Consider the following 12849-nt stretch of genomic DNA (forward strand, 5'->3'; position numbering starts at 1 on the left):
TGTCGCCATTATTTAGTATGCCTGACAGACAAGCATCCTTTCGCTGTTTCTCAAAGCTTAAACTTTCCAGAAGACGAAGACGCCCCAACCGATGGACAGGTAAAGAGGCGTCCATACAGGTTGGCCTACCAGCCCAAGCCAGGCAAGGAAGATATAGGTCGAGCCGAGCAGTGTTATGAACAACCGATCGCCCAACGTGGTTGTCAGACCAAGTACACCGCGACGTTCAAGGCCGTCGCGGAACTTGAACCCTTCCAATAGTCCAATTAATGCGATGGCCGCAAAGATACCCACGAATACCGCCAACGTCGCCGGGGTCCAGGCCATCCAGAAATCAGGCCAAAGAGGGGCGGTCCACGAGAATCCCTTTTCCTCTTGCTGGCCAACATTGCCCCATCCGGCTTGCTGGGCGAATGCCATCGAAGGCAGGAAGGGGAGGGTGAGAAGAAGTCTACGCATATCGAACCTCACACACGGCCCATCGCGAAACCGCGCGCGATGTAGTTGCGGACAAACCAGATGACAATGGCACCAGGGATAATGGTCAGTGTTCCGGCTGCTGCCAGCAGACCCAACTCATACCCCGCGCTGGAGGCGGTGCGGGTCATCACGGCGGCGATGGGCTTGGCCTCGACCGCGGTGAGAGTCTTGGCCAGCAACATCTCGACCCATGAAAACATGAAGCAGAAGAAGGCCGCGACGCCGACACCCGCTTTGATGTTGGGCAGGAAGATCGTCACGAAGAAGCGCGGAAAGGAATAGCCATCAACATAGGCAGTTTCATCCAGTTCCTTGGGAATGCCGCGCATGAAGCCTTCCAAAATCCACACCGCCAGAGGCACATTGAACAGCGTGTGTGCCAGCGCCACGGCCAGATAGGTGTCGAACAGGTGGATTGACGAATAGAGCTGGAAGAAGGGCAGCGCGAACACTGCCGCTGGCGCCATCCGGTTGGTCAGCAGCCAGAAGAATAACTGCTTGTCGCCCAGAAACCGATAGCGCGAGAACGCATAGGCCGCTGGCAGCGCTACACAGACCGACAGCACCGTGTTGATCGTCACGTAGATTATCGAGTTGATATAGCCCCAATACCACGTCGGATCGGTGAAGATGGTAATGTAGTTCTCCAGCGTGAAGGTCTGGGGGAACAGGGAAAAGCCCGACAGGATCTCGTTCGTGGTCTTGAAGGACATCGCCACCAGCCAATAGATCGGCAGCATCAGGAACGCGATATAGAGGATCGGGATAAGGGACCGCTTCTTCATTGCGCGTCATCCTTTGTCATCAGAGTGTAGAAGACCCAGCTGACCAGCAGCGTGATGGCGAAGTAGATCAGGCTCATCGCGGCCGCAGGGCCAAGGTCGAACTGTCCCAGCGCGATCTTCACAAGGTCGATCGACAGTAAGGTGGTTGAGTTGCCGGGACCGCCGCCGGTCAGAACGAAAGGCTCGGTATAGATGTTGAAACTGTCCATAAAGCGCAGCAGAACGGCGATGGTTAGTACAGTCTTCATCTTGGGCAGCTGGATATAGCGAAACACTGACCAGGGGCTGGCACCGTCTATCTTAGCGGCCTGATAATAGGCATCCGGGATCGACACGAGGCCCGCATAACACAGCAGCACAACCAATGAGGTCCAGTGCCAGACATCCATCACGATGACCGTGATCCAGGCCGACAAAGGTTGCTGCGTCATGTCATAGTTGATGCCCAGGACGTCATTCAGGAAGTAGCCCAGCAGGCCGATCTTGGGCAGAGTGAAGATATTCCACATCGAGCCGACCACATTCCACGGGATCAGCATCGGCAGGGCCATCAGGACCAGACAGACCGGCACCCAGAACCCTTTGCGTGGCATCGACAGGGCGACGATGATGCCCAAGGGCACCTCGATCAGCAGGATCAGGAAGGTAAAGAGAAACTGCCGACCGAGGGCCGCCTGAAACCGGTCGGAACGCAGGATCTGTTCGAACCAGCCCAGTCCTTCCCAGAAGAACTGATTGTTACCGAAGGTCTCCTGCACCGAATAGTTGACCACCGTCATCATCGGCACCAGCGCATTAAACGCGACCAGCGCCAGCACCGGCAGGACAAAGAACCATGCTTTTTGGTTTTCCGTTCTCATTGCGTCCGCTCCTCGGTTGCGATCCAGCCGTCGCGGTAGACGCGAGATTGTTCGGGTTTGAATTGCAGGTACACATGTGAGCCAGGGTTGGGCGCATTGTGTTCTGCTACAGCTTTCACCGGCGTATCACCGACCATGGCACTGACCACATAGTGTCGCCCGATATCTGCGACCTTGGTGACATGGGCAGGGATGCCGGTTTCGCCAAAGCTTATATATTCAGGCCGGATACCCAGATCGGTGCGGCCTCCGTCACCGTGGGTCTGGCCTTCCAGCATCACTTCATGGCCTTCGAACAGGGCCCGATCGCCCTTTGCTTCGCACGGCAGCACATTCATGCCGGGAGAGCCGATGAAATGGCCGACAAATGTGTGCTGTGGGCGTTCGAACAGTTCCACAGGGGTGCCGATCTGCACGACTTCGCCTTCCTGCATCACGACTACTTCGTCCGCGAAGGTCAGCGCCTCGGTCTGGTCGTGCGTGACGTAGATCATCGTGGCTTTGACGCGCTGGTGCAGCTCTTTCAGCTTGGACCGCAGTTTCCATTTCAGATGTGGGTCGATAACAGTCAACGGCTCATCGAACATCACCGCGTTCACGTCGTCGCGCACCAACCCACGACCCATCGAGATTTTCTGTTTGTTGTCCGGGCTCAGACCTGAGGCCCGGGTATTCAACATATCCGTAACGTCCAGCATTTCTGCAATCTCATCTACGCGACGTTTGATCGTTGCCGGGTCAACCCCCCGGTTCTTCAACGGGAAGGCCAGATTTTCGCCCACAGTCATCGTGTCGTAGATCACCGGGAACTGGAACACCTGCGCAATGTTGCGTTGATCTGGGGGCAAGGCAGTAACGTTCTGACCATCGAACAGAATTTGTCCCTCGGAAGGCGTCAGCAACCCCGAGATGATGTTCAGCAGCGTTGACTTGCCGCATCCTGATGGCCCCAGCAGCGCATAGGCGCCGCCATCGCGCCAGGTGACGTCGATTTCCTTCAGGGCGTAATCCTGTGGCCCCTTGGGATTGGGGAAATAGCTGTGTCGCAGGTTTGCAAGCTTGATTTGTGCCATGTCAGGCTATCCTTTTGCCGTCTTGGCCGAAATACCGGCAATGGGCCGGGTTCATGTAGAAGCTGTGGTCTTCGCCCACCTGATAGGGATGGACACCCGAGGCCAGGGACACCCACGCCTCATCCCCATGCTGGAAGTGCGCGCTGGAATCCGAGCCCGAAAGCTCGGTCACGATGACACGCCCGGTCAGCTCCACGTCGGCGTCGGAAGAGCGGAACGGGGTCACCCGGTGCGGACGCACGGCGACCAAGTAGTCACCATCGGCTATATCGGTGACTTTCCAGCCACCACCGCCGACCAATTGCGCCTGCGCATCAGACACGGTGATGCGCGCCACATTGATGGGCGGGTCAGAGAACACACGAGCTGCAGAGATGTTCTCGGGGTTGCGATAGATATCTGAGGTGGGGCCAAATTGGGTGACGCGCCCGTCCTCCATCAAGGCGGTGTTGCCGCCGAGCATCAACGCCTCTTCCGGTTCCGAGGTGGCATAGACGACCACGGCCCCGCGCCCGGCGAACAGGTCGGGCAGTTGTTCACGCAGTTCTTCACGCAGCTTGTAATCGAGGTTGGCCAGTGGTTCGTCAAGAAACACTGCGCGGCTTTCCTTTGCAATCGCGCGGGCCAGCGCGGTACGCTGCTGCTGGCCACCTGACAACTCATGCGGACGGCGCTGTAGCATTGGGCGCAACTGCAGCAAGTCGGCGGCCTCTTCGACGCGGCCTTCGATTTCGGATTTTGCCATCTCTGCCACGCGTAAGGGCGAGGCGATGTTGTCGAAAACGGTCATATGCGGGTAGTTCACGAAGAACTGGTGTACCAAACTGATCTGCCGCTTTTGCGTGTTCAGCTTGGTGACGTCCTGCCCGTCCATCAGAACTTTGCCCGAGGCGATCGGGTCCAGCCCTGCCATCATCTTGATCAGCGAGGTTTTGCCCGACCCCGTGGCGCCCAACAGCACATTGAAATGGCCAGTCTTGAGCGTCAGGTTCGTAGGCTTGATATGGATGACATTGCCAACCCGTTTGGTGGCGTCTTTAAGTTCGATCATGTCCGTGGGTTCCGGTCCTTCAGTGCGTCGCACTGGCCTTGGGGTGGGGATGCCGCACACGGCACCCCCGGTTTCGTTTGCTTACTGAGACTGCCAGCGCTGAACCAGTTCGTCATAGTTGACGGTCTGGCCCTGCGGCTTTTCGTTCTCAAGCTTGGCCTTGGGCGAGCCCGGCTTTTCCAACCAGAAGGCGGCATCCTGCGGCTCGTTCAGACGCGGGCCACAGCCACCGTAGACACCGGCGCTTTCGTCAGCGGCCTGCATCCGGGCCATAGTGATGTCCATCTCTTCTGCCAGACGGTCCATCGCCTCTTGCGGGGTGAAGGCGCCCGAGTTCACGTCACCGATCTGCTGCCACCAGATCTGGGCCAGCTTCGGATAGTCCGGCACGTTGATGCCGGTCGGTGACCATGCCACACGGTCGGGTGAGCGGTAGAACTCGACCAGACCACCCAGCTTGGGTGCGCGCTCGGTGAACGACTCGTGGTTGACCGAGCTGTCGCGGATGAAGGTTAGGCCCACATGGGATTTCTTCACGTCGACAGTCTTGGACGTCACGAATTGGGCATAGAGCCAAGCCGCCTGAGCACGATCCGCAGGCGTCGACTTCAGGAAGGTCCACGACCCCACGTCCTGATAACCAACCTTCTGGCCTTCTTCCCAATAGGGGCCGTGCGGGCTGGGCGCCATCCGCCACAGCGGCGTGCCTTCGTCATCCACGGTGTTGTTGCCTTCGGATTTCGGCTTCACCATGTCTGCGGTGAAGGCGGTGTACCAGAAGATCTGCTGAGCCACGTTGCCTTGGCTAAGCGCTGGCAACGACTGGTAGAAGTCATAAGACGCCGCACCCGGAGGCGCATAAGCCCGCAGCCATTCATCCCACTTGCGGATCGCATAGACCGCAGCCGGGCCGTTCGCAGCACCACCACGCGAAACGGATGCGCCAACAGGGTTACAAGTGCCCGCTTCCATGCGGATGCCCCATTCGTCGACGGGAACGCCGTTCGGTTCACCCACGTCACCGGCGCCGGCCATCGACAGCCAGGCGTCAGTCATGCGCCAGCCGAGGTCAGGCGCGCGCTTACCATAATCCATGTGGCCATAGATCGTGGTGCCATCGACTTCTTTTACGTCATTGGTGAAAAACTCGGCGATGTCTTCGTAGGCCGACCAGTTGACCGGAACGCCTAGATCATAGCCGTATTTCTCTTTGAACGCGGCCTTGTTGGCTTCGTCATCGAACCAGTCCTTGCGGAACCAATATAGGTTCGCAAACTGCTGGTCAGGCAATTGATACAGCTTGCCATCAGGGCCGGTGGTGAACTGAATGCCCATGAAGTCATCCAGATCCAGCGTTGGCGAGGTTGTCGCCGCCCAATCACCTTCCATCATATCGGTCAGCGGATAGGCCAACTGCAGGCGCGAATGTGTCCCGATCAGGTCGCTGTCGTTGACATAGCCATCATACAGGTTCCGTCCGGTTTGCAGCTGAGTCTGAACAGCCTGAACCACTTCACCTTCGCCGAGAATCTGGTGATTGACCTTGATCCCGGTTATTTCCTCGAACGCCTTGGTCAGAACTTCGGATTCATAGGAATGCGTCGGGATACCCTCGGACAGGACATTGATTTCCATTCCCGAGTACGGTTGTGCAGCATCGATGAACCACTTCATTTCGGACAACTGTTCGCCCTTCGACAAGGTCGATGGCTGGAATTCGTCGTCGATCCAACGTTGTGCTGCGGCTTCGTCGGCCCAAGCAGGACCATGCCCCGCAATGACGGCCGCTGCCGCCACGGCGGAAAGTAGATGTCTCCGCATCTGTCTCCTCCCAAAGATTATGTGATCCGGTGCAGACCGGATGGCAAACAGCATCGGTTATATTCGGCGCTGCTGTCAAACTAAAATTTTAGTAATAAGAGTTATCAAATTTAAGTATCTGATAAATAATAATAATCCCTGATTGCGGCGTGTTGGAAGTAGAAGATACGTTCAAACAAATGGTGTCCGTAGGTGCTGAAAGCATCGCGAAACACCCAATTCTGAAGTGAGCTTAGCGCTTGCTGTTCCAATGCAAATTGGGTGGAACCCAACGCTGAACCAACCATAGCAGCGCTATACCGGATGCACCGGAAAGGCGTGGAAATGAAACTGCATCTTGGCGATGAGCCGCCCCAGATTGATCAAATACCTGTTCACAGTGTCATCAAAGTGCGTCAGTGGCTGGTGATGATCGTCGATGGCTAACGTTTTCTAAGATTGCAGAAGAAAAAGGCACCTCCAAACGCCGGGTGCGGCATCGTCGACGCCGTCATTGTCAGTCATCACAAACGCCTCGCTTAAAGGCAGGATGGCCAGACCTTCGATCTTGTTCAGAACTACTTCTCGTCGAGGCCAAGTCGGGCAGCATGTCGAGGATCTCTTGCTTGCTGACAACGGGCAGGGGACCGTCCAGCGGGGCCGAAGTTAATTCCGACAGCGGGATGCGGCAAATCTTCCTGGTCACTGTACTGTGATCGTGCTGGTAGTCGCGCTTGATCAAATAGACTTAATCGTCAACCTGCGCGTAGCTCAGCTCTTGCTCAGTCATACAAAGGTGGATAACACCTTTCGGTTTCTTGGAGTTGAGCTCGAGGAAGCCTTAGCCGTAGTGGAGGCAATTGAAATCTGACGCCTCTGGGTCGCCCTTACAGACGGCCCAAACCTGCCATTGAACGCAGCACTCTCGTTACAGTGCGGAATTTCATAAAGCTGACATAGGTCAAACGTTTGATTGAATCGTCAATGGAAAAGCTCATTGAGCAGTTGGGTAGTTTGACAGCGACAGTTAGGACTTGGTTTGAATTCTGCTCACCTGTAGCGAGGCGAGATCGGATTAGGCGGTAAGCCGCCTCGAAAAAGGCCTGAAAAGCATAATAGTAAATGATTGTGCTGCTGCCTCCGTTGAGCGAATAAGTATCATCTGGTACTATGCCCCATTGTTTTATTTTTTTTGACCGCAGCTGCGCGGGTGAAGTGAAGCTGATTTTCGAAGGTGTATGTCATTTCAAATGCACCGGGCCATCTGTGGATTTTGAGTATCAGAGACTTCTTCAGTCCTGCCGCGGCGGCGAAAGCTGACGGAGGACAATATGACTCATGACCTTGGCCGCGTTGTGCCTGTATCCCAGATCGTAACGGATGCATCCCCCCTCAATCTTGTGCTTGATCCAAGCCCGATCGGCAGTCCGCGGTTTGCAATGCTGCATTTCGACAATGTCTCGCTCTCTGGCGGCGCCCGGCTCGAGGTGAACCTTGGCTATACGACGGATGTATTCTCGTCCGGCGCGCCCAGCGATTTCTGGACACGCCCTGCCGATGCGGCGACGGCTCCGATCGAAATCAGGATCGTCGGTGGCAGCGGTTCGGCGCGCCTGTTGGAATACGGCAGCGGCGAACCGACCCAAACAGCCAATCCGCCGGGAACCTTCACCGGCAGCCTGTCGAACCCCGATCCGTTTCTACACACAAATCCCTACGATGAACCGATCTATGAGACGCGGCTGATGTGCACGCCCGGGTTCGCCTGGCAGAATGCCGACTGCGCACCGCCTGCGGGCATTTCCCCAGCCATCAAAGCGCAGGTCGAGAACGCCAGCGGCATCATTTTCTTGGTGCACGCTGGGCATGTCAGCAGTTGCTCGGGCACGTTGATCGTCGGCGATCTTTTTCTGACCTCGCGCCATTGCCTGACCGACGCCAGCGGCGAGGACGTTCGTAGCGCATCGGTGACTTTCGATTATGCGCCCAATTGCGACGGCTCGCGTCCAGGCGGCCATGCTCCGCGTTTCTTCAAGGTTATCGAAGAGGTGGCGTCCGGCACCGCACCGGGCCCTTCGACGGTCAACTCCGATTGGGTCGTCGTACGGCTCGACGCTGCACCCGGCAGCTTACCCGCGCCAATCCCCATCAGGACCAGCAACCTGATGGCCGGCGAAACGCTGTTGTCGATGCACCACCCAGGCGGCTCGGTGAAGAAAACACAGTCGGTTGTCTATGATGGCGACACCTCGACCATCAACGGGTTCGATTTCGCCGGCGGCAGTTCGGGCTCGGGTCTGTTCGACGCCGCCGGGCAACTTGTCGGCGGGCCGCTCAGCCAGGGGCCTATACCGGGTCCGTGCAATGTGAGGTTTACACCGGTCGCGGGCATTATCAATACACTCGAGAACCCGTCGCCGCCTCCGAACCCGCTCGATGTCATGCTGGTCTTCGACAAATCCGGCAGCATGAACAGCAACGCGCCGCCAGCAGGCCGCTCGAAACTGGAAGAGGCACAGGATGCGGCCAGCCTCTTTGTGCAATTGGTGCAAAACGGCGGTGGTAACCGGCTTGGACTGGTGACTTTTAACCATAGCCCTAACCTGGAACTCGGCCCCACAGCGACGGCCGCTGCCAAGAACACACTCGTCGGCAACACTCCACCGTTTGACGAGGGGCTGGTCGGAGACATCGCCGCAGGCGGCAACACCTCGATCGGTGGTGGCCTCAGCGAAGCGCTGTCGGCGATGTCCGGCACCAGCAACGATAGGACGATCCTGCTGCTGTCCGACGGTTTGCAGAACACCGATCCAATGGTCGAGGCGGTTGAGGGCAGTTTGGGAGACACCCGCCTGTGCATCATCGGGTTCGGCTCCGATGCACAGATTGACGGCTCGCTTCTGGGTCGTTTGGCCGCCGAACATGGCGGACAATTCACCCGGGCTGTCGACGGTCTGGCGCTACGCAAATTCTTCGGCGTCTGCTTCGGCGACATCTTCCAGAGCGGTGCTCTGAACGACCCCGAACACGTGTTGCGTGCCAGTCAGACCGTTTCCACGCCGCACACTTTCAAAGTCTGCGGCGAAGAGGAAATCACCGTGGCCATCGGCTGGGACGAGGTTTCGACGCCGCTGCGGCTGCACGTGAAAACACCAAAAGGCAAGTCCGTCGGTGGCAAAGGCTTCACCGAAGTGCGAGGTCGCACCTGGGCATTCATCCGCATTCCGCTGCCGTTCCGTGGCGAACGCGACGGTACCTGGAGCTTCACCGTAGACCGGGTGCCAACCGGGGGCGAATTCCCGCCGCCACCAACCGACGTCCAGTATTTCTCGCTGGTCGTGTGCGAAGGTGGGCCAAAGATGCGCTACCTTGGAAACCAGCAGCGCATTTATACCGGCGACCGGATCGATCCGCTGGTCGGTTTGCACTACCCAAACGGAACCGTGCCCCACGGGACAACTGTGCACGTGACGGCGACCTCTCCCACCCGCTCGCTTGGGGCCTTGGTCCAAGAGCGCGGCATCTCCAAACCGGTCATCACCGGTGACGCGCTCGGTGGATTCCGCGCAACGTTGCAAACCATCGAACGCGAGGAAGGCGCACTGCCGGTTGTTGCCGACAGCATGACATTCGCACTCCACGACGATGGGGCACATGACGATGGTGCCATGGCCCCGGACGGCGTCTTCAACTTGCCGCTGAAGGACTTTTCGGTTGTCGAAGGCACCTATGATTTCCGCGCGACGGCCCGCTATGGCGACGATTGCCAGTCCACCCGCGAGGTCATGTGGTCGGTCCATGTCGAGATAGGCATCGACCCCGAGAAGACCGATGTAGTGATTGAAGGTTCCGATGGCAAAGGCACGCTGGTCCTGACGCCGCGTGACAAATACGGCAATCCCCTCGGACCCGGACGTCCGGGCAGTTTCGAGGTTCACCCCATTCCGGGTGTCTCGATCGACGGGCGCGTCAAGGACAGGGGCAACGGCAGCTATGGTGTCGACATCTCTTGGGACGCAGACATCGATCGCCCCGGCATCGTGGTGCAGCAACCCGACCGGGCCCCTGGCGTCTATCAGCCGCCCGCAGGTGCGGTGCCTTGCGACGACAATGAAGACAAGGATTGCTTCGACAAGGCCGAGAAACTGCTGGATTGCATCGGCTTGCCCGACTCCGATGTACGCAAGATCCGCATCAAAAGCGTCTGCGTCGAGTTCTTGATCGACAATGACAAAGAGTGCTAGGTCTAGCGCCTAAAGGTCAATCTCCGAAGCAGAGTAACATCCGCATGATCCGGGGTGCTTGGCGAGGCAAGGTGGGCCCATTGCTGCCGTTTGACCCTGGTCACCTTCTCGCGGTGCGGACCGTCAAAGCTGTCGTTCGCTGCAATCGCGAAGCTGGAAAGTAGACGATGGTCTGGGGAACGGCTCTGAGCGGAGATGTAACTTTAACGGACGATGTTGCAGCTTAACCCAACAGACCTGCCATCTATGGATTGTGGTTTCGTCAGGACCCAAGGGCGGGTGCTGATTTGGATGGCCTTTGTGTACTTCGAAGATCTCACGTGCAAACTATCATCCCAGCTCGAACATCTGATCAGTCGGACTTGGCGATCTCCAATGCTTGTTCCCTTAGCCAATTGATCGCTGGATTGAAGCGGCTGCGCTCGTGGCGGACAAGAAAATAAGGGAAGCCACAACTCGGCCGAAACGGAGCTGAACAAAGAGAGGTCAATTTCTGGACTTGCTTTGCCAGCCGCTTGGGGACAGCTGCAACTGCATCCGTCTGTCCTACCAAAAAAGGTAATGTGGTGAAGTAAGGCTGCTGGAACACAGCATTCGAACCATCTCCCTTTTCTCTCATGATCGTATCGGGTTTCAGACCCGAAGTGCCCGGAAAACTGAACTCGATTAACCGGTAAGCTGAAACGTCTTGCGGAGTAAGTGCCCGTTTTGATGACGCATGTTCTTCAAGCGGATGGCCTTGTCGGAACAGGATTTCGTAGGTTTCATCAAATAGCTTCTGAACAAGTAAATCGTTCCTGGCATCCAAATCCGCGTATAGCAGCAGATCAATTGCTCCTTTTTCCAAATCGGTAAAGCTTCGCGGCACCAGTGGCGAGACATCGAACCTTATTGCTGGTGCGGTAACGGCAAAGACCTCCATCATGGGTCCCAGGACAGCCGCAACGCCGTAATCTGTCGAAGCGATGCGGTAGCAATAGTTGGACTGTGCTGGATCAAAGGCGGAAGGCTGGAAGACGTCAGCTATCACTGACAGGGCAGCATCGACCGGTTCATTCAAGCCCAGAGCATGATCCGTTAATTGGTATCCGGACTGCGTTCGGATCAGCACCGGATCTCCAATAAGGTCGCGTACCCGGGCGAGTATTCGACTGGCGGCGGGCTGGCTGATCCCCAGATGTATTGCCGTGCGTGTCACGCTGCTTGTGCGAAGCAGGAGCTGTAGGAACCGTAGAGTCCTAACATCCAGAGAAGTTAAAATGTCATTCATTTTTTGCATGCTCATCATGCTATTTGCGTCATCCCAATTATGCCCTTCGCGAGTTAACTGACAAGTGAAGCCTAACCGGGCGCCCCCCAAGATCGGGGCGCTCGATCCAAGATCGTTTGGTTGTCGAGACCATCAAACTGTATACGAAAGGGCAGCAGCAGTGATTACACGACGCATGTTCAACTCAATCGCGATTGCAACATCCTTGAGCGGAGCTTTCGCCGCCCGCGCTAGTACAGCGGAGGCATCCGGTGACCTAGAGCAATCGGCATTTGGCTCTTATGATGTTGAAACGGTGTCCTTTGACAGCTCTGGGGAAACCCTTGTTGGAAAGTTGTTGAGACCTGCTTCGGAAGGACTTCACCCGGCAGTTGTGATCATCGGCCCTGTTGCATTCGTCAAGGAACAGTCACCGGTGCAATATGCAACCCGCTTGGCATCGCGCGGGCTGGCCGTTCTGATATTCGATCCACGCTATCACGGAGAAAGCTCGGGCACACCCCGACGCTACGAGTCTGGTGAAGCCAAGGTTGAAGACTGCCAAGCCGCCCTTGGTTTTCTCGCAAACCAAGAAGGCATCGACGCAAACCGGCTTCATCTTCTCGGGATTTGTCAGGGCGTCAACTGGGCGATTGAAACAGCGGTGACAGACGGTCGCGTGGCCTCTCTCGGGGTTGTCGCGGGCCACTATCTAACTGAGGAAACTGCCAGAATGTACCTTGGCAGTGATGCCGAGGTTGAAGCACTCATAGATCGCGCGGCCAAAGCAGCCACCGAATTCGAAAAAACGGGGGAAGCAAGCTACATCCCGATCGTCGGCTCTGAGGATGCCCTTCTGACCGCAACTGCCATCGCAGACTGGTACCTACCATGGGATAACAGGGCCCCTTGGCTGACTTTCAAAGGGGGTTGGGAAAACCGCATCACCGCGATGAGCGAAGCTGGCATTTGGGGCTGGCGGATCGACGAAACAGCCCCTCAACTGAACCTGCCTGTATTGATGATCCATGGCGACAGAGCTGCAAGCGGTCAGGTCATTCCCCGCCGCATTTTTGAAGAAATCGCGTCAGAAAAGAAGACGCTGTATTGGATCGACGACGCCAACCAGCTTCAGTTTTACGAAGACCCGTTGATCATTGATGCCGCCGTCAATGCTCTGGCTCCGCACTTTCTTGCCTCCAATCGAACCCTTTGATGCAAACCGCTCGGTTCATTGACGCCGCCCCGGAACAATCATTGCCGGAAAAACGGGCGGCAACATCAAGGCACAGATACACCGGAGAAAT

Annotated in this window: 9 protein-coding genes; 2 read left to right on the forward strand and 7 right to left on the reverse strand. The window is 57.0% G+C overall.

Annotation, left to right across the window (positions count from 1 at the left end):
* Positions 1-57 precede the first annotated feature (57 nt).
* From ACRZ96_RS05680 to ACRZ96_RS05705, 6 genes are all read right to left on the reverse strand, one after another.
* A complete protein-coding gene (locus ACRZ96_RS05680) occupies positions 58-459 on the reverse strand; it encodes a DUF2160 domain-containing protein (protein ID WP_480771908.1) in 402 nt (133 codons plus the stop codon).
* 8 nt (positions 460-467) lie between these two features.
* Positions 468-1265 (reverse strand): carbohydrate ABC transporter permease, encoded by a 798-nt coding sequence (locus ACRZ96_RS05685; protein WP_058280831.1) that lies wholly within the window; start codon positions 1263-1265, stop codon positions 468-470.
* Positions 1262-2125 (reverse strand): carbohydrate ABC transporter permease, encoded by an 864-nt coding sequence (locus ACRZ96_RS05690; protein ID WP_170392846.1) that lies wholly within the window; start codon positions 2123-2125, stop codon positions 1262-1264. Before ACRZ96_RS05690 ends, ACRZ96_RS05685 begins: the two co-directional genes overlap by 4 nt.
* Positions 2122-3198, reverse strand: a complete 1077-nt coding sequence (locus ACRZ96_RS05695; RefSeq protein WP_170401961.1) for an ABC transporter ATP-binding protein — start codon at positions 3196-3198, stop codon at positions 2122-2124. Before ACRZ96_RS05695 ends, ACRZ96_RS05690 begins: the two co-directional genes overlap by 4 nt.
* A gap of 1 nt (position 3199) precedes the next feature.
* Entirely contained in the window at positions 3200-4249 is a 1050-nt protein-coding gene (locus tag ACRZ96_RS05700; RefSeq protein ID WP_480771910.1) for an ABC transporter ATP-binding protein, read from the reverse strand.
* 81 nt (positions 4250-4330) lie between these two features.
* The gene (locus tag ACRZ96_RS05705) at positions 4331-6070 is read right to left on the reverse strand and encodes an ABC transporter substrate-binding protein (protein WP_480706915.1); all 1740 of its coding nucleotides are present in this window, start codon (positions 6068-6070) and stop codon (positions 4331-4333) included.
* A gap of 1310 nt (positions 6071-7380) precedes the next feature.
* On the opposite strand from ACRZ96_RS05705, the gene ACRZ96_RS05710 reads away from it, so the two are divergent.
* Positions 7381-10293 (forward strand): VWA domain-containing protein, encoded by a 2913-nt coding sequence (locus tag ACRZ96_RS05710; RefSeq protein ID WP_480706914.1) that lies wholly within the window; start codon positions 7381-7383, stop codon positions 10291-10293.
* 352 nt (positions 10294-10645) lie between these two features.
* Here the strand turns inward: ACRZ96_RS05710 and ACRZ96_RS05715 are convergent, their stop codons facing one another.
* Positions 10646-11581 carry a LysR family transcriptional regulator gene (locus ACRZ96_RS05715; RefSeq protein WP_480814309.1) on the reverse strand — a complete coding sequence of 312 codons (936 nt, stop codon included), beginning with the start codon at positions 11579-11581 and terminating at the stop codon, positions 10646-10648.
* A gap of 187 nt (positions 11582-11768) precedes the next feature.
* On the opposite strand from ACRZ96_RS05715, the gene ACRZ96_RS05720 reads away from it, so the two are divergent.
* Positions 11769-12758: an alpha/beta hydrolase gene (locus tag ACRZ96_RS05720; RefSeq protein WP_480814310.1), complete on the forward strand. Its 990-nt coding sequence runs from the start codon at positions 11769-11771 to the stop codon at positions 12756-12758.
* Positions 12759-12849 lie beyond the last annotated feature (91 nt).

It is taken from the genome of Ruegeria sp. CF1 (assembly GCF_056537445.1).